The organism is Shewanella aegiceratis, assembly GCF_019457495.1.
GTDB classification, from domain to species: Bacteria; Pseudomonadota; Gammaproteobacteria; order Enterobacterales; family Shewanellaceae; genus Shewanella; species Shewanella loihica.
This window is the reverse complement of sequence record NZ_CP080416.1, coordinates 3,095,719-3,119,957: the sequence shown is the minus strand read 5'-3', so window position 1 is coordinate 3,119,957 and position 24,239 is coordinate 3,095,719. Positions and strand designations below refer to the sequence as shown.

9 protein-coding genes are annotated in these 24,239 nt (G+C 57.6%); 4 read left to right on the top strand and 5 right to left on the bottom strand.

What is annotated here, in order from left to right; all coding sequences use genetic code 11:
• Window positions 1-12 precede the first annotated feature (12 nt).
• From caiD to K0H80_RS13630, 4 genes are all read left to right on the top strand, one after another.
• Window positions 13-798, top strand: a complete 786-nt coding sequence (caiD, locus tag K0H80_RS13645) for a crotonobetainyl-CoA hydratase (RefSeq protein ID WP_220071933.1) — start codon at window positions 13-15, stop codon at window positions 796-798.
• A 165-nt stretch (window positions 799-963) separates the two neighbouring features.
• Window positions 964-1,926, top strand: coding sequence for a LipP1 family hormone-sensitive lipase (gene lipP1 / locus K0H80_RS13640; protein WP_220071932.1), 963 nt, complete (start codon window positions 964-966; stop codon window positions 1,924-1,926).
• Window positions 1,927-2,183: 257 nt separating this feature from the next.
• Window positions 2,184-3,095 (top strand): LysR substrate-binding domain-containing protein, encoded by a 912-nt coding sequence (locus tag K0H80_RS13635; RefSeq protein ID WP_011866467.1) that lies wholly within the window; start codon window positions 2,184-2,186, stop codon window positions 3,093-3,095.
• Between the two features lie 123 nt (window positions 3,096-3,218).
• Complete coding sequence (locus K0H80_RS13630) at window positions 3,219-5,555, top strand: penicillin acylase family protein (RefSeq protein WP_220071931.1); 2,337 nt, start codon at window positions 3,219-3,221, stop codon at window positions 5,553-5,555.
• 101 nt (window positions 5,556-5,656) lie between these two features.
• Here K0H80_RS13630 and pfaD read toward each other — a convergent pair whose 3' ends face one another.
• The 5 genes from pfaD to K0H80_RS13605 form a co-directional block, all read right to left on the bottom strand.
• On the bottom strand, window positions 5,657-7,294 hold the full coding sequence (gene pfaD, locus K0H80_RS13625) for an eicosapentaenoate synthase subunit PfaD (protein ID WP_220071930.1): 1,638 nt from the start codon (window positions 7,292-7,294) through the stop codon (window positions 5,657-5,659).
• A 134-nt stretch (window positions 7,295-7,428) separates the two neighbouring features.
• A complete protein-coding gene (locus K0H80_RS13620; protein ID WP_220071929.1) occupies window positions 7,429-13,212 on the bottom strand; it encodes a hotdog fold thioesterase in 5,784 nt (1,927 codons plus the stop codon).
• Window positions 13,212-15,368 carry a PfaB family protein gene (locus K0H80_RS13615; RefSeq protein ID WP_220071928.1) on the bottom strand — a complete coding sequence of 719 codons (2,157 nt, stop codon included), beginning with the start codon at window positions 15,366-15,368 and terminating at the stop codon, window positions 13,212-13,214. The genes K0H80_RS13620 and K0H80_RS13615 overlap by 1 nt, the downstream gene beginning before the upstream one ends.
• Window positions 15,365-23,263, bottom strand: a complete 7,899-nt coding sequence (locus tag K0H80_RS13610; RefSeq protein ID WP_220071927.1) for a type I polyketide synthase — start codon at window positions 23,261-23,263, stop codon at window positions 15,365-15,367. Before K0H80_RS13610 ends, K0H80_RS13615 begins: the two co-directional genes overlap by 4 nt.
• Window positions 23,263-24,117, bottom strand: a complete 855-nt coding sequence (locus K0H80_RS13605) for a helix-turn-helix domain-containing protein (RefSeq protein WP_220071926.1) — start codon at window positions 24,115-24,117, stop codon at window positions 23,263-23,265. Before K0H80_RS13605 ends, K0H80_RS13610 begins: the two co-directional genes overlap by 1 nt.
• Window positions 24,118-24,239: the final 122 nt, after the last annotated feature.

The window sequence follows — 24,239 nt, the reverse complement described above, 5'->3', positions numbered from 1 at the left end:
TGGAGTAGTAACATGAGCGAATCATTACACGTGACCCGTAATGGCAGCATCTTAGAGATCGTTTTAGACAGACCTAAGGCCAATGCCATCGATGCAAAAACCAGTTACGAGATGGGAGAAGTCTTCCTGGCATTTCGTGACGATCCCGAGCTAAGGGTCGCCATCATTACCGGTGCCGGCGCGCGTTTCTTCTCTGCGGGTTGGGATCTCAAGGCGGCGGCAGAGGGAGAGGCACCAGATGCAGACTTCGGCCCGGGTGGCTTTGCCGGTTTGACCGAACTGTTCGATCTCGACAAGCCGGTGATCGCCGCGGTCAATGGCTATGCCTTCGGTGGCGGTTTCGAGCTTGCTCTGGCGGCTGATCTGATCGTCTGCGCCGACAACGCTAGCTTCGCGCTGCCAGAGGCCAAGTTAGGCATAGTGCCAGACAGCGGCGGCATGCTGCGTCTGCCTAAGTTGCTGCCTGCACCTATCGTTAACGAGTTGATGATGACGGGCCGCACCATGGACGCTCAGGAGGCATTGCGCTGGGGTGTGGTCAACCGTGTGGTTGAGCAAGAAGCACTGATGGAGACGGCTCGTGAGTTGGCAAACGAGATCAGCCAGAGCGCACCACTTGCCCTGGCGGCCATCAAGGAGATCTATCGTGAGACTGGCGAGCTGTCGGTCGAACAGGGCTATGCCCACATCCGCAGTGGTCAGCTTAAGCACTATCCGAGTGTGCTGCATTCTGAAGATGCGCTGGAAGGCCCAGCGGCCTTCGCCGAGAAACGTGACCCTGTGTGGCAAGGCAAGTAAGCCGCAATAGACGCAAATTGGGATGGAGGTCGCCTAATAGGCGCCTCCATTTCTGTATCTTTATCAGCAAGATGAGACCGGATGAGCCTTGTGAATGGCGACGGTGAAACGAGCGCAGCTTGGGGGCGACTCAATCTAAGGCGCTTTAAGTATAAGGAGTTAGTCATGCCACTCGATCCCGAGGTAGCGCAATTTTTACAAGAGGTTGAAGATTCAGGGGCGCCTGCCTATGAGACGATGACGCCTGCCGAGGCCAGACGTCAGGAGCTGACGGATCTCGCCATCGCCAATGCGGGTAAGACGCCTGAGGCCGTCAGTGAGGTGATCCACAGTTTTATTCCCGGCCCGACGGCGGATCTGCCCGTACGTATCTATCGCCCCCTGGGCATAGAGGTGCCTGAGGCTGGCGCACCAGCGCTGATCTTTATTCATGGCAGCGGTTGGGTGGTGTCTAACATAGAGACCAATGATCACTTTAGCCGCGCCCTGGCCAATCGCACCGGGGCCGTGGTGATCGCGGTGAACTATCAGAAGGCACCTGAGCATAAGTTTCCTATTCCCATGGACGATTGTTACAACGCGACGCTCTGGGTGTTTGAACAGGCTAAGGCGCTGGGGCTGGACCCTAAGCGTATCGGTATCATGGGCGACAGCGCCGGCGGTAATCTAGCCGCCGCAGTGACCTTGAGGCTGCGCGATGAGATGGGGCCTCTGCTAGCCTGTCAGGTGCTGGTGTATCCGGCTGTGCATTATGGCTGGGACACGGACTCGGCAAAGCTTCACGGCACTGGTTATCTTTTGCAAAGAGAGAGCATGAAATATTATTGGGGGCATTATCTTCGCAGTCCGGCCGATGGACAAAACCCCTACTGCTCGCCCTTAGATGCCGCCAGCCATAGCTGTCTGCCGCCGGCGCTCATCTATACCGCCGAGTACGATCCCCTGTGTGACGATGGCTTTAACTATGCGCAGAAGCTAAAACTGGCCGGTGTGCCTGTGTCTTACAAGATGTATGAGGGCACGATTCACGGCTTTATCAAGATGTTGCAACGATTTACTCTGGCGCAGACCTTTCTTGATGAGCTGAGCGAGGCGGTAAGGCCGCTGCTGGCGCCTCAGGGAGAATAGCCGGCTTCGGCGATAGGGGCTCAACGAGCGGCGTGAGGAGTGGGGTTGGCCGCAGGATCTGCTGTCACCCCCCACTTAAGTTGCCGTCTGTGGTCGATATCACTAGCTCATGCTTGTCACTTAGTGATCTTAGTCTGATTACCGCAATGAATCAGTAATTTAACCTGGTGTTAACTTAGATATTGTGCGCGGCGTTACATCTTTTCTGCAGATCCCTTGTTAGCATTTTGATTCGGTTTTCGCTTTGCTAAAGAATCATGAACAATAATATTCCACTAAGAGCACTGCAGATATTTGAGGCATGTGCCAGATTAGAAAGTTGTTCCCTCGCGGCCAATGAACTGTGTATCACCCAGAGTGCGGTGTCACAGCAGATAAAGCAGCTGGAAGACTATTTCTTAGAGAAGTTATTTTACAGGCAAGGCGGAAAGATCAATCTTACCGAGGCGGGCATAGAGCTCAGAGAGCGCCTGGCACCTGTGTTTTACGATCTCAACAGCGTCTGCTCCAGCCTGGTGCAGAACATGGCGGGTGAGGTGAGGGTGCATTCCTATACCTCGCTGGCGGCCAGATGGCTGGTGCCTAAGATGGAGCAGCTTAGGCAGATGTACCCGGAGCTCAATATCAATGTTGGCATGTTCCAGAATGATATTGAGATGAGTGACATGATCGCCGATATCTTTATCGTCACCCGGGAATGTCAGGACGGTTATACCATCATCCCTCTGGTCACCGAGAAGCTGGTGGCCTTCTGCAGCCCAGATTATCTTGCTCAGTCACAGGGGATCAGCCTGGCGACCCTAGATCAACATTGTCTGCTCTATTCCAAACATAAAGACTATGGCGTCGATTGGGATACTTGGTTTAGAAACAATGATATCGCCATCAGTCCCAACCAGAAGAAGATCTTCTTCAATCACAACATGCTGGCAGTGCAGGCGGCTATCTATGGCCAGGGGATAGTATTGGGGCTAGAGCAGACACTCAAGGTGGAGCTGGACTCGGGAAATCTGGTGAAACTGGACCTGCCGACTTGTCTTTCGGGACTGACCTATTACATCGCCTACAAGACTTCCAAGAAGCGTGACGCGCGTATTATGCGTATCGTCGACTGGATCATCGACAACTATCCGGGGGACCATCCGGGAGATCGTACCTTGGCGCGTTAACCTTCATCCTATGGGGTAGCGCGGCCTTGGCCTAGAAAACAAATACAAATTTGTTTTAGGAGCTTAACAAGTAAGCAACTTTTGTTATGATGAGTTTCCATTGACTTATCACTCGCTTATCTCATGTTAAGACACCTGAAAACCCTGTTGCTCATCCTACTATCGCTTGTTTTTCTGCTGGTGGTCGGCGTCTATGTCAGCCTCAATCTCAGCCTGCCCAAACTCTCTGGCGAGGTTCAAACTAGTCAGATCTCGGCCAAGACCAGCATAGAGCGGGATCGCCTGGGCACAGCGGTGGTCCACGCCGAGAATCGTCAGGATGCCGCCTTTGCCCTGGGATTTGCCCACGGCCAGGACAGGTTTTTTCAGATGGATCTGCTCAGACGCAACTCTGCCGGTGAGCTGGCCGAGTTGTTTGGTAAGCCCGCCCTGGCACTGGATGAATCGCGCCGCTTCCATCAGCTGAGAAAGCGCGCCGAGCATATCTATCGTCATCTGCCCACCGCCCAGCAACAGCTGTTGCAGCGCTATGCCGACGGCGTCAATCGCGCGCTCACCGCCCAGTCGCTGCCCTCGTTCGAGTATCTTCTGACCCGTGCCAAGCGTGAGCCATGGCGACCCGCGGACAGCCTGCTGGTGATCTACAGCATGTATCTGGATCTGCAGGGCAATGGCCCCAAGCGTGATCTCGCCCTTGATCATGTCGAGCGCCGCTTCGGTCCGGAGATGCGCAGTTTTATCACCCAGACCTCAAATTATCAGGCGGCGCTGGATAACAGTCTGTTTCCATCGGATCCGCCGGCAATTCCAAAGCTAAGTCCAAGCGTCAGTCTACAACAGAGCACGGCCTCGACCCTGGCCCAGCGCCTGGCGGTGACCTTAGAGGAGCCCATCGAAGTGGGCAGCAACAACTGGGCGGTGACAGGCAAGATGACCCGCACCGGCAGCGCCATGCTGTCAGATGATATGCACCTCTCCTTCGCCGTGCCCATCATCTGGTACCGCGCGCAGCTAAACTACCCGGATGGTGAGGGCAAGGCGGTGCAGGTGACCGGCGTGTCACTGCCCGGCGCACCGGCGATTGTGGTCGGCAGCAACGGCAAGCTGGCCTGGGGGTTTACCAACGCCTATATCGACACCGCCGACTGGGTGGCGCTGGACAAAGATGAGCCGCTTGAGGTGGTCCACGAGACCATTAAGCTGCCAAAGGGGGAGCAGGACTATGCCATCACGCTGTCGCGCTTCGGTCCGGTTCGCCGCCTGGGGGAGCAGGCCTATGCCCTGGCCTGGGTCGCTCATCAAGAGTATGCGGTCAATATGGAGCTGATGGCGCTGGAGCAGATAGATAGTGTGCCCGAGGCGATGGCCAAGGCCAGCGGTTTCGGGATCCCGGTGCAGAACCTGATGCTGGCCGATGATAAGGGCCACGCCGCCTGGCAGCTTGCCGGCGCCGTCCCTGCGCGCACCAATAGCAGCGATATCGCCCTGCCAAGTGAGGAGATAGCCTGGGATAAGTGGCAAGAGAGAGACAAGGTGCTGCCGTCGCTTCAGGATCCCACTAGCGACAGGCTGTGGAGCGCTAATGCCAGGGTGATGTCGACCCAAGAGGCAGAGCGTTACGGCGATGGCGGCTACGCCCTGGGGGCCAGAAGCGCGCAGATCCGCGACCGGCTGCTGGAGCAGGAGCTGTTCGATGAGAGCGACTTCTATCGCATTCAGCTCGATAATCAGGCTCGCTTCTACCGTCCCTGGCAGGCTTTTCTGTTGGAGAGCTTGATGCGCGAGCCTAAGCGTTTTGCTAAGGATATAGTGCAGCTGCGCGACTGGCAGGAGTGTGCCTGCGCCGAGTCGGTGGGCTTCACCCTGGTGAAAGCGTTTCGCAGCCAGATGTTAGACAGCGCCTTTGCGCCGGTGGAAGCCGAGCTAAATAGCGCCCAGTTGAGTCTCTCTGTGCTCAAGCGTTACCTGGAGCCCGCCATCTGGCAACTGGTCAAGCAGCAGCCTGCCGACTGGCTGCCACAAGATGTCGCCAGCTGGGATGAGCTGGTGATCGCCAGCTATGTCACCGCCCGCGACGAGCTGCTAGATAAATACAGCGAGGATGGTGAGCTGAATGCGCTTAATTGGGGGCGGGTGAATACGTTAGCGATACAGCATCCCTTTAGTCGCCAGTTCCCGCTGCTGAGTCGCTGGCTGGATATGCCTAAGGTGGCTGGTTTTGGCGATACCTTCATGCCGGCAGTGCAGCGCAAGAGTTTCGGCGCCTCCCAGCGTTTCATCGTACAGCCAGGTTATGAGGAGCGAGCCATCATGGCTATCCCCGGTGGTCAGTCGGGCCACCCCTTGTCGAAATACTACCGCGCAGGCTTTAGCGAGTATGCCCGCGGCGCGGCGACGCCGCTGCTGCCGGGAGAGATAGAGGCCAGGCTGATCCTGACTCCGAGCCAGGCGCAAGACTGATTCATAGGGGCTAGGCAATAGATGTATAAGCCGACAAAAAAGCCACCCTGGGGTGGCTTTTTTTTGATCTAGCTAGAGTCCGAGTTAGCCGATGGTCAGGCTCACGCCAGCGCCACTTGCGGCTTGTAACGCAAGAGCTCGCCAGGCAGCTTGATCCCCTGTGCCTTGATGGCGTTGACCCGCGCCAGATAGGCGGCGCCATACATCAGGTGTTTGGCCAGATCCACAGCATGACGCTTGCTGTAGTCATCCAGGTAGCTGCCCTTGGCCCACTGGTTGAAGGCGCCCAGCGCGGGACCCGCCCAGATCTGATAGTCCATCTCGCGGCCCTGCTCGCCGGTGTTCGACCAACGGCTCGACAGCCCCAGATACCAGCGGAAGATCAGCGCCATCTTACGCTTGGGGTTCCCCTCGGCGCGCTCTATCTGCTTAGGATCGCGCTCATTAAAATGAGCGACTGTGCCGGCCCAGATCTCATCTAAACTGGCGCGAAACACCTGTTTCTCCAGCTTGTCGCGCTCATCGACAGGTATCGCCTCTATCGAGTCGTAGCGGCTGTAGATCTCATATAGCTTGTTGGCGCGCATGGGGAATAGGGTGCCGCGCTTGACCACCTGCAGCTTAACGCCCATCTCAAACATGTCGGCGGCCGGTGCCATGGTGACATCGGCCATCTCTGTGGTGGCCAGCAGCTTGCGGGTGTGCTCGCTGGCGCCCGCCTCGACACAGGACTGGTTGATAGAGCCTGTCACTATGTAGGCCGCGCCCATGTTGAAGGCCGCCAGGGCCGCATCTGGAGTGCCTATGCCACCGCCACAGCCGACGCGCAGGGGCGTGGCATATTGATACTTGTCCTGGATCTCCTCCTTGAGTGCCAAAATGGTCGGCAGCAGGGTCACCAGAGGACGGTTATCCGTGTGGCCGCCCGAGTCCGCCTCCGCGGTGATATCGTCGGCCATGGGCACAGCCTGAGCCATCTCCATCTGATCATGGGTGATCAAGCCCTCGTCTACTAACTTTTGCAGCATCTTTATAGGCGCTGGCTGCATAAACTTCTCGGCGACCTCGGTGCGGCTTACCTTGGCGATCACCTTGTTGCCTATGACGATGTTGCCGTTGGCGTCGCGGCTCAGGCCTGCGGCGCGATAGTAGACGATCTGCGGCGTTAGCCCCAGGAAGGCCGAGGCCTCGACCGTGCGCACCTTATGCTTGAGGAAGAGCTCGACGCTGCCGCGCTCCAGTGCAGGCTCGCTCGGGCTGTGGATCAGGTTAAACATGTAGGGGCCGTTTGGCAGCGCGGTTTGGATACGCTCGATCGCCTGCTCGACCCGGCTGGGGATGAGTCCCGCAGCGCCGAAGGAGCAGAGGATCCCCGCCTTGCCTAGGGCGATCACTAGTTCTTCCGACGAGATGCCATTGGCCATGGCGCCGGCATAGTAGGCGTACTTGACACCGTGCACCCGGCGAAAGTTGCCATCGCCCAGGCTCTCAGTGCCCAGGGCCGGGGTGAAGGCGCTGACCGGGTGGCCCGAGGCCTGAGCGCCCGAGCCTTGATTATTGGTCATCAGGCTCGCCTCGGTGGCGATGCCCACACCTAGGTCGCTGTCGTTGACCAGGTAGCAGGCGCGGCTGAAATCTTTGAGCGCAGTCGCCATGGCGGCCCTGTCGAAGCTTATCTTGCTGTCGCTTACCTGCCAGGGCCAGGGAGAAAGCTGCTCGTTTGTGGTAGTCGGATTCATCTAATAAAAGACCTTTTTCGTCTTGGGCGACCCGGGAACATGCCTGTTTTGTTAGGCATGGCCCGCATCGACCGATTTTCTTATGTTGCTCAATCTATGTGTTTCTATCGTGCTGTCTACATCTTTGTTTGTGCTTAGGCTTCTTCGATGCAGATGGCGATGTCGCTCACCTCGTAGATCCGCAGACCATCCTTACTCAGGCTGGCATTGCCGGTGATCACCAGTTTGCCTGTGTCCTCTTTGACCGAGGTGATGCTCACATCCATCGACATCTGTTTGTTCAGTGGGTTGATCTGACCACGATACTTCCACTTGATGTTGGAGAGGATCTGGCCAAATTTCGGATTGGCGAACCCGGCGCCCAAGTCTTTGCTGATGGCATAAGTCTGCATGGTTTCTATGATGGCTTCAACGCCTAATGAACCCGGCATCACAGGATCCTGATGGAAGTGGAACTGGAAGAACCAGTCGCTCGGATCTATGGTGCGCTCGGCGTAGAGGTAGCCCAGGCCGTGGGTGCCGCCGTTATCGACGATCTCGACGCTGTCGATAAAGTTGAGCTGACCGCCCGCCAGACGATAGTGAGGCTGGCCCGCTGGCGCGTTGAAGTGGCGGCCGCCCTTGTCCAGCAGATCGACCCGAATATCCGGTGTAATACCCTTGGCCTGATGCCAGGGCTGAGTGGTCTTGCCGTTGTCTAAGCCTAGCTGATCTTTAAGTGCCTCGGCCTTGAAGTAACCGAAGACGGCGGTGCCGCGATAGAAGGGCTCGCCATCTGTGCTCAGCTCGAAGCTGAAGCTCTGGATGATATTGGTGCCCGCCATCACGGTAGAGAGCAGGCGCGAGTCGTTGACTATCGTCTTGCCGCGCAGATCCACCTTACGCAGCAGTTCGCCGCTGCCATCTAGGTTACGGAAGAAGAGCTCGAGACCTGGGAAACCGAGGGTAGTGCCCATGTAGCCCGAGATGAAGCCGTTTGGCTGCAAGGCGATCTCCATCATCACAGAGTAGGGCATCAGCGCCTGATGACTGTTGGCATCGAAATACCAGGCATCGCGTGGCACCTCATACTCGGCGATACAACTGGCGGGACGCTTGAAGTCGCCGCGCTGACCATTGACCTCTATCACCCGGGTGGTGAGCTGCAGATCGCCGCAAGGCGTACGCGGCGGGATCATGCCGCGGTAGATGGCGAACTCAGGGCCGAAGCACTTCTCGATATCGCCAGTGGCGAATTCGAACAGGTGATAGGGGGTAAAAGGCACTGTGTCGGGTACCCGGTTAGGATAGTCAGAGATGACAGGCGCCTCCACATGCGTTAGCGGAATTACCCCCTTGTTGGGTGTGGCGTTGAGATCGGGGATCTGAGCCATTAGCGGTGCATTGGCTGATGCACCTTGAACCTTTTTGACTTGTGTCGCCTCGGTTGGCTTTTCGTTGGTAGATTTAGTATCGAGATCCGGATAGCGGGTACACTCAGCTTCCTCTTTGATCATGACCCCCAAATTCTGGAAGTCGACCACCACCTTGCCATTTAGCAAGATATCGATATTCGCCTTGGCAAAGGGGCGTGGGCTGAAGCCTATCTCTGTCACCTCCATGCGGTAGGTGAGACGGGCCGATTGCGGGATCACCTGGCCGCGACAACGCACCTTCTGCGAGGCATTTTCCAACGGCTGGAAACGACCGTTTTGGGTCTGGGTATGCATGCCAAGGTGCAACATGTAGAACTGCAGCAACTGACCACACCCCTCGGCCATCAGTGAGCCGGCCATCACCTGATCGTCCTTGAAGTGGCAAGGGAAATACCAGTGGTTAGGCTCCAGCTGCTTATGGCCCTCGACCAGTCCAAGGCCCCAGGCGCCGCCGTTTTGTTCTACCTTGCTGACCTCTTCGATCATCAAGAACTTCTCCGAGGCGAAGCAGAGCGAGGGCTGAGCAGGTCCAGCATGTGAGGGACCGAAACAACCTTGGATATCGGCCGACAGCAACTTGTGGATGTCGCCATAGCTGAACTGGGTGCGCGGGCAATCCAGGAGTGGGTTAAAGGTCTGCTTGGTGGCGCGGCTACGGGCCAGCAGCTCCTCCTCGGTGCGGATCACCCCTTTACCGTCAGCCAGCTCGGCGTCGGTGAAGAAACCGGCGCAGCCGCCATCCATCTTGAGTATCATGGTATCGCCAACGAAACACTCGTAGGAGAAGAAGAACAGCAGGGTATCGCCATTGCGGGCGAAGTTGTTGATCTTAATCTCATATCTTAGGGTATCGCCACCACGGGGCAGATCCCCTAAGAAGGTGAGGGTACAGTCAAGCAGGCGATAGACACGCTCGCCCTTGTTTTCGAAGTCTATGCCCAGGTAGCTAATTAGCATGAGGTCACACTGACCCGATTCCACCGCGACCGCCCAGGGGATCTGACCGTCCACCAGGTAGGGGGCGTCGACGGGAATGTCGTATTCCGTGGTCATGGTGCTGGGCTTATATTCGCCCAGTTTGGCGTCCAGCTTGGTGACCCGTGATACCAGCAGATAATCTGTGGTGGGCAGGCGCACCCGGCGCGAGTAGCCGTCGATGACGCTATAGTCGGGGCCGAATACCTTGGCGATATCGCCCTCGGCGTATTCCACCAGGTCGTGATAGTCCCAGATGCAGGGCTTATGCTCGGGGACGGGCGCGCGGTATGGCGCGACCAGATCATGCGTTGGCCTAAGTGGCATCTGGGTGACGCTTGAGGCCGAAGCTGGCGTCGATGGGCTACCTATGGCTTGGGCCAGTTGCTGCTTAAGCAGCAGGTCGGCCACTTTCAGGCCTGATTCACGGCTCTTGAGGAAAGCTAGATGGGCCTGACGCACCTTTTGTTGATTGTCATGAAAGGCGCTGAGATCAGGGTTGCTGATCGGTGAGCCTGGTGGCTTAGCTGAATGCTGGGTCATAGTGGGTAAGTTACCTGTTGCACCGCCTGTCATCGACGGCGTGGCAAACTGTGATGCTTGAGTCGTGTTCGAATTAACCTGGCCTAAATAGCTTACAAGCTTGGCCACTTTTTTCGGTTTAGTCTGAACTTGTCCATTGGCCGCGGCCAACTTATCTTGCAGCGCTGACAGTTGCGTCAGCGGCTGAGTCAGTATGTGTTCTATGATGCCGCGTCCACCCAGGGTGACCCGCTTGATCAGGCTACGCCCCTCATGGGTAGTGAGATCTTGGTCTAGCCTTTGGGTCAGCGCGCTGCGCTGGGCGTGGGTTTGAGTAAGGTGCACCAAGGCGCTCTGATCTTCGCTGAAGTTGGCGACCAGGGCGTTGCCTGCGCTTTCTTGTGTCATGCGCAGCAGTGTGGCGATAAGGCTGGTCATGCCGGCGGCGGCAAAGCTGTGGCCCAGTTGTTGGTCGCTCTGCATCAGACGAGCCTGCGCCGTAGGCAGCTGCGCTATCAGCTGTTGGGGCTGATGCTGGCTGCAAGGCGCCACACTCATCTCGACCAGTGAGATCTGCTCGGCATCTGTGCCATTGAGAGTCAATAGCTCATCGCACAGGCGCGCTAATTGGTGCTGAGGACCAAAGTTGAGGCTCTCTATCTTGCCATAGGCTTTAGCGCTACGCTGGCTTTGGTGGGTTGTGGTTTCCAGTACCAGGGCGCCGGCGCCTTCCGCCAGTCGCCAGCCGTTTGGATGGCTCTGACTGGCCACAGGGGCGATGGCGTTTTTTAGCATCACCTGCTCCAGGCTACCACAGAGATCGACCGCGGCGATCACCACGGCATCAAGCTGCTCCTGCACCATGATATTTTCCGCCACATCCAGGGCGCGGCCCACAGATTGCTCGCCAGCGGAGATGGTGAAGGCCGGACCGCTGAAGTCCCACAAGGAGGCGATACGCGAGGCCATGATGTTGCCGATAAAGCTGGTGTATTGGTTTAGCTTGGCGGCGTCGAGCACGCTGTCCATCGCTAGGGCCTCAAGCTCGCGATATTGGCTGTCGCTCAGGCTGGCCCCCATGGCATCCAGACTCTGTTTGAGCTGAGTGTGCAGGTTTACCCGGCCGCGGAACTGGTGCAGTTCCAGCTCTGTCTCCATAGCGACCAAGACGGCCACTCTTTGCCCTGGCTGTAACGCTGCGTCGCGTATGGCTTCGTCGGCGACTTTCATCAGCATCAGCTGTTGGCCGATAAGGCGATCGTCTTCATTGGGGGGCAGTTTAAAGCGCAGGAAATCCAGCTCGAAGCTATCTACATAGGCGCCTTGGGGAGCCGAGTCCAGGCCAAATTGTGCTAGCAGTTCTGGGTGCTGATCTAACCCTTTCCAGCGCGCTGGTGGCAGGGGCACAAAGGCCTCTTGCTCTTGGCGAATACAGGTGTCGAGGGCGTTAATGCTGCCAAGTGGGCCGAGATGCGCCGCAATGCCACTGATCACAAATTGTGGTGTCGAGCCGTTGTGACAAGGCGCAGTTAACTGCGGCGATGTCGCTGTGGTTGAAGGCTCGCACTCTGTGGGTGTATAGGACTCTAACAACAGATGAGCATTACAGCCGCCGAAGCCAAATACCGACACCCCGGCTAATCGCGCTGCGTTATCGACCTTAACCGGCCAAGGCGTCACTTGACTTGGCAGGGTATGAGCGCCAAATAGGCCGTTTGGCGACTCGATGGCCTCACTGAGGTTGATGCTTGGGGGCAGCAGGCCCTGATTCATGGCAAAGATCATCTTCATGATCCCCGGCATGCCCGCGGCGGTAAGTAAATGCCCTAAGTTGGACTTGGCCGAGCCTATCATGGGCGGCTTCGCACCCTCTAGCCTAGGGGCAAAAAATTGCTCCATAGAGGCCAGCTCTACCTTGTCTCCCAGCGGGGTGCCCGTGGCATGGCATTCGATCACTTCAATCTGTTTAGGATCGACGCCACTGTGGCGATAGGCACGCTCGAAGGCCTTTACTTGCCCCTTACTGTTGGGGCTGAGCACAAACTGTCCCTTGCCGTCGTTAGACAGGCCGATGCCGCTGACGATGGCGTAGATCTTATCATTATCACGCTCGGCGTCTTCGAGGCGTTTGAGTGCCAGAACTCCGGCGCCTTCTCCGGCAAACAGCCCCTTGGTATTGCGATCGAAGGGGGCCGAGAAGCCGTGCTCTGGATAGGCGTGGAAGATGGAGAAGCCCATGTTGATGAAGAAGGGATCTGCGCCGGACACCGCGCCCGCCAACATGAGATCGGCCTTGCCCGTGTTGAGATAGTCGCAGGCCAGCTTGAGCGAATAGACAGAGCTGGCGCAGGCGGCATCCAGGCTAAGTTGAACGCGCCCAAGGCCAAGGGCATCGGCCACTAGCTTAGAGGCGTTGTGGGCGATGGCACCGTTGGCAACGTCTAAGGTGTTGGCTGCGGGGCGATGGGCGTTATAGTCGCTCAGGCTGAAGTCTGGGCAGGCCAGCTTCTGCTTGAGGGCTTTTTCTACCGCCTTATGGTAGAGGGGCAGAAACAGCTCATTCGATTTTGCCGTAGGGAAAGAGAGGGTGCCCATGATGATGCCGCAGCGTGATAGCTGAGGAGAATCCAGGGCAATGCCCGCATCGAGCAGGGCATTGCGACTGGTGTCCAGCGCCCACAGCAGGCTATCGTCCATCCCTTGGAGCTGCTCGGGCGGCAGTTTATAGCCATAGGGATTAAAGTGAAAATCTTCAATATACCCGCCCTTGTCGCAGTAGAAGCGATCGGCTTCGCCCTGCTCGCCGCGATAGTCGGCTAAGTGGGCGCCGAGCTTGTCATCGCTGAGTTGGGTGCGAGAGTCGCGTTTGTCGAGCAGGTTTTGCCAAAACTGCTTAGGGGTCTTGGCGTCTGGGTAGAGGTTTGCCAGACCCACGATGGCAATCTTGCCATGACCTTGGGTCTTTGGGGGCACTTGTTTGGCAGAAGGCGCTTCATTTGAAGGCATTAGACTTCCTCTTGAAATAGGGGATTGGCGAGCGGTGGCTCACCTTGAGCGCTGCGCTGTTGCAGCTTAGCCAGTTCACGCTTGAGTCCCAGTTGCAGCACAGTGAGGCTGACGGGAACTCTGTGGCTGATCAGTGTGCCCAAGGCTTTGAGCAGGGTGATCACCTCGTTTGCGCCGCGGGCATTGACCGGCACGCTGACATGAGGTGTCTCGCTGGCTTTTAGAATTTTATCTATCAGGGTGCAGTTTTGTCTGTCGGCACCGACCTCGACAAATAGCGCAGCCCCCTGATGGGTTGCGCTCTGGATGAGCGACTCAAAATCGAGGCGGTGGCAGAAGGTCTTGGCTATCGAGGTAGCGATAGCTTCGGCGCTCAGGGACTGAATTTCGTTGACGGCGCCATCTTGGCCATCGATGAGGCTGGCGGCGCTGATAAATTTGACCGGATGCTCGGCGGCCTCGGCCATGATCGCCTGATGATAGAAGGCCTGCACCTGCGACTGCAGGCTTAAGGCTGGTGGCGTATGCATGGCGGTGACGCGGTTGGCGGCTATGCCACGTTTACCCAGTTCCTGTAACAGGGCCTGGCAACTGGCCTGACAGCCAGCGATCACGCAGGTATCCCCCTGGGTGATGGCAAGATAGACTCTGGGGTAACGCTCCAGCAAAGGCTGAATATCATCGCCTTGGCATCGCACCAGAAAACTGTTCCATTCGAGAGGATCCTTGTCTGACAGTTGCCAGTGACGACGAACCGCCTTGAGCGGACCTGAGATCTCCTCGGTAAACAGGGGCTCGCTCAGGGTCTTATCGATCAAGCTATGGGGATCTTGCCACACATCCAGGCTGGCCCACATGGCGGCTTCACCCATGGAGTAACCCAGGGCAAAGTGCGGCTGCACTGCAAATTCATCCACCAAGAGCTTGGTCAGCAGGTAGCTGGCGCCCACACCGGCAATGGCCATCTTGCTTAGAGGGATCTGCTGAGTGTCGGCCTTATCTTCTTGATAGATCATATCGGCCTGCAGCATCGCCTTGAGATCCCCTTGCTGCTGCAAGCGGCTAAACAACGCCGGAAAGTAGCTATGTAGCTCATGCAGCATATCAGGGTAGATGGTGCCAACGCCGGGATAAACGAAGGCTAGCTTGGCCTGACCCAGCGGCGCGGCGCTGAAGTAGCTACCCGATGGCGTGCGGTATTCCCCTTTCTCCTTACAGATTTTGGCCAGCGCCTGGCTCATGGCGGTGATCTCCTGCCCAAGCGCCTCGATACTTATGGCCTGTAGACAGATCACAAAACGTGTCGGACCGCTGGTGACAAAGGCATCGAGATTTTGCTGCATCAGCTCAATGATCGCCATCTCGCGCGCTAAGGGCTCGGTCTGTGATAAGGCGAGCTTATCCAAGGCCGCCGCCAGGGCCCAGAGACCTTGGTTGAGCGCGGCTTCACTGCTACCGGGTAACAGAAAGAACAGCTGGCTGGCCGACAGTAGCGAACGCGCCTTGAGCCGGCCTGTGCCCTGTGTCAGCACCATGGCCAGATGAGTTTGCGCTTTCCCTTGTGCTTGCTGAGGCTGGGTATTCTCCAGGGTAAGCGTCGCCACTCGTCCCTGATAGGGCTCGGTAAACCAGTAGTGACGCCGAGTATCTGAACGCCTAATGGTTCGCTGTGCAATATCAGCGATCAGGCGACACAAGGCGTCGAAGCCCTTGTTCATATCATCGATATGCGCTCTGCATTGGACACTATCCGGTTGGCGTTTGGCCTGTGCCAGCGCGCCTTGCAGTGCACTGTTCTGGCTTTGACCATATTGCAGCGCCGCCAGATGGGCATGAGGGTGCAGCTTGTGCTGCGCCGCCTTGAGCGCTGGCATCAGCAGCATAGTTTGCTGGGCGCCTTGCAGGCAAACCAGATCGCCTGTGGCGACCCAGCTCACTGCCTGCTCCAGCGTCTGAGCCAGCTTATTCTCAGTCTGCTCAGCCTCGGTTAACTTAGGCTCAATTTGGTCAACTTGCAGCTCACGAACTGGCTGATTGGCTAAGGTATCGGGCAAGGCTGAATCTTTTGGCAACAGCAAGAGGGCTACCCGTAGTGGAGTAGCGCCTTCGCTGTTAGCGTTAGCATTGCTTACCTTTTGGCCAAACTCCTGGGTCACTGCATCGCCTCCTCGTTGGCCGTTTCACCGCGTGCGCCGTGCGGCACGAAGGCGGCATTGAGGGTTGAGCTGATGGTGATCCTGGCCCCTTTCATCAGGGCGCTCAGGCGGCCATCTTGATGGTAAAGCGCCACATCGGCCGTCAGGCTTCTGCGATTGCTCTTGTCAACGTTCAGCTCGATATAGCCGGTTTCGCCGCCGTGCATCGGCTGCACACTGATGAACTCGTCGATGGCCGATGGCAAACTGGCCGCCCCATAGCTGAGCCTTGCCCAGACCAACATGGCTTGGAGCAAGAGATCCTCGGCAAAAGGCTGACAGCCTGCGCTGCTTAGGCTAGGTACAAACTCGCCGCAGTCGGCTTCGCGCACCTGGGGCAGGCTAACAGAGGCGAGAAGCCCCTGCTCATCGAACCTCACAACCTTATCCAATCCCTGCAGTCTTGGCCCATGAAACAGGGTGCCGTCACTGTAGAGCGTGCTGGCATCGGTGACCGCCTCGCCACTGTACAGCCCCTCGAAGGCCTTGATTGGCGCCGAGCTGTCCTCGCTATCCATCAAACAAAGGCTCGCCTGGTACTGCGGCCGTCCCTCGCTGCTTATTAAGGCCTGAATGGCCGTCAGGCTATCGCCCTTATATTCAGGGGTTAGCGTAAGCACTAAGGTTTGCGGCGCTTCGGTATCGAAGATAATGCCTTTGAGCAGCTTGTAGCTGCGCACCTTTACCGGGGCGCCAATGTGCGCCCGAGCGGCTTCACGCATCCATTGGATAGCACAAACCGTCGGTAATACCGGGTTACCGCCGATCACATGGTCTGAGACAAAGGCCATGGTCGCGGGCGTTAACTGGCGCGTTAAGGTGACAGGCGGCAGCGGATGCTGTGCGACGTGCACCTCATCCGCATCAGGCTTTTTTACTGAGCTTACCTCATTGGCTTTAGCTGTGTTGCCTTGCATGTCGCTGCCGATTAACAGCTGCACGCCGCTGTGACCCAGTAGCTGGGTGGCAAACAGCTCGGCACCCGCCTGCAGTGGGATCACATAGACGCCGCGATCGACAAACATCTTCTTCAGCGCAGGATTGACCATGCCGCCATCCCAAGGGCCCCAGTTAAAGCTCATCACCTTGGTCTGCTCGTTTAACTGAGTCAGTTGCAGTGCCGCCTTGTTGAGGATCTCGTTGGCCATGGCGTAGTCGCTCTGGCCCGTGTTGCCATAGAAACCCGCCGCCGAGGAGAAGAGGGCAACCAGCTTGAGCTGGGCGGGATCGATCACGCTTAGCAGCGCCTTAAGCCCTGCCACCTTAGTGCCGTAGACTCGCCCAAGCTCATCTAAGGTTTTGTCTTGTATGTGTTTATCGGCCAGTACGCCCGCACCATGGATGAGTCCTGTAATTGGCGTTAGCTGATTGATGGCGCCGAGAGCCTGCTCGATCGCCTCGGCCTTGCTGACATCCATCGCCAGATATTCAGCCGAGGCACCCACCGCCTCGAAGGCGTTGAGGGCGGCCTGGATCTCAAGGCTGCTCTTTACCGGCCAGATGAGGGCATCGACCTGCTTAGGCGTCGGCTTGTCACCGCTAGCCATAATATGGGCGATTGCGGCCTGCTTAAGTTCGCCGATAGTCTTGCCTTGGGCCCATTCTGGTAGATCCTTCGCGCTAACATGTTCGCTGCGACCGGCTAGGATAAAGTGCGACTGGCAACGCTTAGCCAGTGCCAGGGCACATTCGAAGGTCACCCCTTTTGCACCCCCGGTCACCAGTATTTTATCTGAGCTATCTAGCTGGGATTCTGCGGTTTTTATCGCCGCTTCACCCGGCTGTAGCCTATGACGGCACAGTTTGCCGCCGGCATCGACACTGATACCGACCTCGTTGAGACCGCTGTCGCTGTCCATGAGTTCCGCGAGCAGGGCATCGCCCAGCTGCGCCGCGCTCATCTCTGGCGCTAAGTCCAACGCGCGGCAGAAGATGCCTGGCCACTCATGACTCAGAGTCTTGGTGAGACCCGAAAGCGCGGCCTGATTGAGTTCGCTCTTGGCCAGTTGCTTAGCATCCAGGTAGCCGAAGCCGCCGTCGATACGACTGACGGTGACAAAGCAGCGACGACCCGTCTGCGCGCTCAATGGCGCCTGCAGATGCTTGGCCCAGAGGAACGCCGAGCTCAGGTGGCTAAAGCCAGCGTCGCTCAGTTGTAGCCCTGAGACAGCGTTGGCCTCCTGCTGAGGCTGTAGGTGTACAAAACCTGCAATGTTACCGTGGTCTGCGCTAATTCCTGCTATCGCCTGCATCACATCTTGCTCAGCCAGTCCTTCTGGCTGCCAGCTGGCGATGGCGCTGCTCAGCGGTGACTGAGGCTGACCTTCTGGCAGGCGCAAAACTACGACCTTGAGTCCCTTGTTGCTGAGTTTCTCGGCCAGTACCCCGGCATTGTGGCCATCGTCTTGGATCACCAGGGTAGCATTGGCGGCGAAACCCTCGGCATCAGGCTTCGCCGCTTCAAGCTTTTTTAGCGCGACCTCGCTGTGAGGTGGCAACTCGACCAGCGGCTCGGCGGAGATGGCTTGCACCTGGGTAACCGAGACACTCTGCTCCTGGTTGCCCGTCGTTTCTGCCAAAGCGCCCGCGGCGGTTTGTTGAACATGAGTGCCTGCGGCGGGCAGCTTGCTATTCATATAAGCGACGATTTCACCCAGGGTGCGGCACTCTGCCAGATCTTCTGGGCTGAGGTCAGGCAGTCCCGGCAGTTCGTCTTGAACTGTGCCTAAGATCTCGACCCGTTTAATGGAATCGATGCCGAGATCGGCTTCCATATCCATCTCGAGGGCGAGCATCTCGGTTGGGTAGCCTGTCTTGTCGGCCACCACGCTCAGCATGGTCTGCTGTACCTGTGTTGATGACAGGCTATCAGTCGCAACAGAGCTTTGAACCTCTGGGCTGACTGTAGCGCCTGCGGCGGCTTTTGAAATGTGAGCGCCTGCGGCGGGCAGCTTGCTATTCATATAAGCGACGATCTCTCCCAGGGTGCGACACTCGGCCAGATCTTCTGGGTTGAGATCCGGTAGTCCCGGTAGTTCGTCTTGAACTGTGCCTAAGATCTCCACCCGCTTGATAGAGTCGATACCTAGGTCGGCTTCCATGTCCATCTCAAGGGCCAGCATCTCAGTTGGGTAACCTGTCTTGTCGGCGACCACGCTCAGCATGGTTTCTTGGACTTGTGTCGAAGACAAGCCAGCGGCGGCTTGCTGAATAGGTGCACCTGCGGTTGGCTGTTGGCTGTTCATAGAGCCCGCGGCTTGCTGAACATGAGCGCCTGCGGTGGCTTGTTGAATATGAGCGCCTGCGGCGGGTAGTTTACTGTTCATATAGCTAACTATCTCACCCAGGGTGCGGCACTCGGCCAGATCTTCCGGGCTGAGGTCAGGCAGTTCTGGCAGCTCGTCCTGCACAGTGCCTAAGATCTCCACCCGCTTGATGGAATCGATGCCGAGATCGGCCTCCATGTCCATCTCAAGCGACAGCATCTCGGTTGGGTAGCCTGTCTTGTCGGCCACAACTGTGAGCATGGTCTCTTGGACTTGTGTCGAAGATAAACCGCTAGTAGCTGTGTTTTGAACCTCTGGGGTAGCAACAGCGCCTGTGGTGACTTCTGAAATGAGAGTGCCTGCGACGGGTAGTTTACTGTTCATATAGCTAACGATCTCACCCAAGGTGCGGCACTCGGCCAGATCTTCCGGGCTCAGCTCAGGCAGAGCCGGTAGCTCATCCTGAACCGTGCCTAAGATCTCTACGCGCTTGATTGAATCGATGCCGAGATCGGCCTCCATGTCCATTTCAAGTGAGAGCATCTCGGTAGGGTAGCCTGTCTTATCGGCCACAACTGTGAGCATGGTCTCTTGGACTTGTGTCGAAGATAAACCGCTAGTAGCTGTGTTTTGAACCTCTATTGTAGCAACAGTGCCCGCGGCGGCTTGTTGAGTTGCGCCAGCGGCGGTTTCTGTAATGTGAGCGCCTGCGGCCGGCAGCTTGCTTTCCATATAGGCCACGATCTCATCCAGGGTGCGACACTCGGCCAGATCTTCCGGGCTGAGCTCGGGCAAACCCGGCAGTTCATCCTGCACTGTGCCTAAGATCTCCACCCGCTTGATGGAATCGATGCCGAGATCGGCCTCCATGTCCATCTCAAGCGACAGCATCTCTGTGGGATAACCTGTCTTGTCGGCGACCACCTCAAGCATGGTCTTCTGAATCTCGTCTGCACTCGATTTTGCAGCAGTGCTTGGGGTCGCAGGCACAGGCGCCTGAACCTCTGCGGTATGGACTGGTGCTGCTACGACAGGAGTCTGAGGCGCCTGTTGCACTTGCTGAATCACTGGTGCCGATGCCGCTACAGGTGCGCTCTGGACGGCGGGCGTCTCTGCTGGCAGAGATTGAGGCTGAATAACAGGCGTCGCTAGCGGCGCGGCTTGCACTCTAGGCGTTAGCGGTTGACCGCCTTGTCCCATCAGTTGCAGGGCGCTTTGATTGCTCTGGGCCTGCATCTCGAGGAACTGAGTATGGCTCTGTAACGTCTGCGCCTGATGTTGGTGGAACTGCTCCATGGCGCGCTGCAGACTTTCAGGGATCGCCACACCGGCGGCGGCCATCTGTGCCTGCGCCGTCATCAGCTGAGTGACTGTCTCACCATACTGCTGAGGTATGGTCAGGAACTGTTGATGCAGCTGAGCCGTCTGTTGCTGGGCGGCGAACAGTGCCGTCAGGGCATCATCGCCAGCGATTGTCTGTAACGTCTGGATGGCAGGTGTATTGATGACTGAGCCATGAGAGTCATTGGCCTGTGGCGCTAGGGCTGCGGGGATCGATTTTTCCACTATCTTCTCTACTTCTACAAATTTTTCGACAACTTTTTCGACTTCGACCAGTTTTTCAACTTCCACTATCTTCTCTTGCACTCGGGTCTGTGGCGTGATGGTGCCCGTGTTAAGGGATTTTTCCATCTTTGCCAGGGTCGCCGGACTGATGTAGTTTGTCGCGTTGAGCGTGATATTCATGGGGGAGACAGGCTCCGCCTGGGCCGGTTCGGCTTGGTACGGGTCTATCTCATCCAGTGCGATGCCGCAGACGGCAAGCTGCATGGCGCCCTGACGAAGTTGCAGGTCGCTATCGCCCTTAGGATTAGGGTTGAGGCTGATGGTGCACAGGGTATCTAGCTTGTCGCTAAGGGTGTTCTCCACCAGTTTCTGTAGAATATTCTTCGGGCCAAACTCGACGAAGACGCGCGCACCATCGGCGTACATGGCCTCTAGCTGCTCGCTAAAGCGCACAGATTGCAGCATGTGCTGCTTAAACTCATTCTTGATGGTCTTGGCGACATTGGCGTAGCGAGCGCCGCTGGCGTTGGCGTACACAGGCAGCGCCGGTTTGGCAAACTTCACTTTGTCGATCGCCTCGGCAAACGGTGCCTGGGCGTGGCCCACCAGTGGCGTATGGAAGGCGCCGGATACCGGCAGGGCGATCGCCTTGAAGCCGAGCTCGCTAAGGGCCTTGGCCGCTTGGGTGGTCGATTCGGTTGGGCCTGCGATCACCAGCTGGGTCGGCGCGTTGTAGTTGGCGACCTTAACCCCCTCAAAGGTTTCAAGGGTAGATTCCAGTCGAGTCAGATCCTCGGCGGTTTTGGTGATGATGGCATACATGGTACCGCGATCGGCCCCCTCGGCACTTGGGCTGGCCATGGCATCGCCACGGGCGAATGTCAGCTGGTAGTAGTCTTCGAGGCCTATTACCCCGGCGGCGCACAGGGCGCTGAGTTCACCAAAGCTGTGGCCTGCCACCATGTCGGGCGTGAAGCCGGCTTGCTTGAGCAGGGTGTATTGTCCCATGGAGATGGCGCCGATGGCGCTCTGTGCATTAGCGGTATTGGTCAGTAGTGCCTCTTGTGCCTTGCGCTGCTCAGTCGTGAAGACTGGCACCGGGTACACCAGTTGTGACAACGGCGTCTTATCCTGGCTGGCAAACACCTTGTCGGCTATTACAAATTGCTCGCGCATCTCAGGGAAGTGGCAGGCAAGCTCAAGCCCCATATTGAGGTATTGGGCGCCTTGTCCGGCAAACAGCGCCGCCATTTTAGGGTTAGTCAGACTGCTACTGCGATAGTGCAGGCCGCCAGGCAGCGACCAGTGGGCCTCATCGCCCGCTTCCAGGCGGCTTAGCGCCTGATTAAGTTGGGTCTTGAGGCTGTCTGTGTCGCTAGCCACCAGGCCAAGACGCGGGGCATTGGCGTCAAGCGCGCGCAGCGGATGTTGAGCGGCCAGGGCATAGAGGGATTGTTGTTCTGCGTCTGCAACGAGCTGCCTGATGGTGGCGATAAGCCCCGTCTTGTCGGCGGCGCTCAGTAGCAAGCTTTGAGGCACGGCGCGCTGGCGGAATTGGGTCAGCTTGCCCAGATCCCTGCCGTGGTCACTCTGATACTCCTCAAGCACGAAGTGGAAGTTGGTGCCACCAAAGCCGAAGGAGCTGATACCTGCGCGGCGCGGGGTGCCGTCGGGGCGTGGCAGCCAGGGGCGCGTCTCGGTATTGAGATAGAAAGGCGAGTTGGCGATATCCAGCTTAGGATTGGGCTGGTCCACATTGATGGTCGGCGGTAGCACCTTGTGGTGCAATGCCAGCGCCGCCTTGATAAGCCCGGCGGTGCCAGCGGTCGACTTGGTATGGCCAATTTGCGACTTCACCGAGCCCAGGGCGATATGCTGGGTCGTCTCGCAGCCTTCGCTGAACACAGACTTGAGGCCGTTAAACTCGGCCACGTCACCGGCGGCCGTACCCGTGCCGTGGGCTTCCATTAGCCCTAGGGTATGTGGCGGGAATCCGGCATCGTCGTAGGCGCGTTTGAGCGCCTTGGCCTGGCCTTCGGGGCGCGGTGCGTAGATAGACTTAAACTTACCGTCCGACGAGGCGCCTACGCCCTTGATCACCGCATAGATGCGATCGCCATCGCGCTCGGCGTCTTCTAGACGCTTCAGGGCCACCATGCCTATCCCTTCGCCTATCATCATCCCCTTGGAGTCGATATCGAAGGGCTGCACCGTCTCGTTGGTGGTGAAGGCTGGCGTCTTGGAGAAGCTCATATACATGGAGGGGGAGTTGTCGGTACAGACACCACCGGTGATCATCATCTCGGCGCGGCCGTCCACCAGTTCACTCAGGGCCATGCGCATGGCTGCCAGCGAGCCGGCGCAGGCGGCGTCGACGACGCAGTTCATGCCGCCTAAGTCGAAACGGTTGGCGATACGCCCGGCGATCACATTGCCCAGGGAGCCCGGGAAGGAGTTTTCTTCCCAGTGGACATATTGGTCCTGAAACTTCTTGATCAGCATCTCGCTGTCGGCGTCGCTGATGCCGCTGTGCTTGAACACCTTCTTGAGCACTGGATATTGCAACCTGGCGTTGAGGCTGTGGCTAATCTTCTGACCGCCGCCCACACCTAGGGTAATGCCTATCTTGTTTCTGTCGTAGTCGCTCGGTAGCTTGGCATCGGCGAGCACCTCTTTAGCAACGATGAGTGACAACAGCTGTGAGGTGTCGGTCAGCTCTAGGATGTTGGGCGGCAGGCCAAACTCCATAGGGTTGAAGTTAACCTCGGGCATGAAACCGCCGCGTTTGCAGTAGCTCTTGTCCGGCGCGCTCTTGTTGCTGTCGTAGTAATCGTCGACCTGCCAATGGGTGTCTGGCACCTCGGTAATGGCGTCAATCTTGTCGCAGATCAGATCCCAAAATTTGTTGAGATAACGTGAGTTGGCAAAGATGCTCGCCATGCCAACGATGGCAATGGGCATATCTTTCAGACGCTTGTTGAGGCGCTGATCGCTTGACGTCTTTGATGTTTCGGTCTGGCTCATTATGAGTCTCCGCTTGCTACCTGATGCTCAGGTATCTGTATGTCAGCGCCGGGTGTTAGCTGTGCCATGGTGGCACCTGGGAAGCGCTGTAAGAAAGTGTGATAGTTGCGTACCAAAAGCTTACGCAGATGAAACGGCCCCTGACGAAGCAGATGGGTGATGTATCGCTTGGTGGCCTGGGTGTTACCGTCTTGATAGATATCTAAGTAGATCCAGTCGCTGTGGGGATCTATGCCCAAAAGTACCGAGCTTGGCTCGGCGTCCGCCAGTTGTGGCGGCAGGGTGAGCGAGGCCACCTGCAGCACTGTGTCGCCGTCGGCCTGTGGCAGCGCCAGGGTATGGGCCAGGGTCTCTGGATTTAAGGTATAGGTGACAATATCGCTGCCCTGGGCGATGGGCAGCTGGTTGAAGTAATGATCCGGCACCTCGGGACGCTCGATGTTGTGGATGCGCGATACCCCGTAGCGTTTGAGGCAGCGGGCGAGGCCGGAGCGGGACACATTGGGATTGATAAATTCCTGGGTCACCTTGAGCAGCCTGTCCAGCGGCATCTTCAGCTGGTAGCGCAGCCCCACGACCACATACTCCTGCATAGGCGTTAGCGTGGTGTTGAGGTGGTGAGGGGTGTTGGGCGTGTCCTCGATGGAGTCACGTCGACGCCATTTACGCACCGTTGCTTCGCTGATGTTGAGCACCTTTGCCAGCTGGCTCACCGGTAGTTTCGATTCCTGGATAAATTGACGCATCTCAGGGGTGGTGGTGGCATTCTTGTGCCTATATTCACTGGCGCTGAGTTTTCGCGCCGCGGTTTGCGAGTCCCGGCGCTGCGTCTTGTGGTTAGGCTTCTCGAGCATACTGGTTAGGGCGTTCCATCAATAATCTATTGGGACAAGCGCTGTCGCGGTTCGCTGCTAGCCTGCATAAGCCCGCGTTGTCCGTCTGAACTGACGTTAATAGAGCAGCAGACTACAGTAGC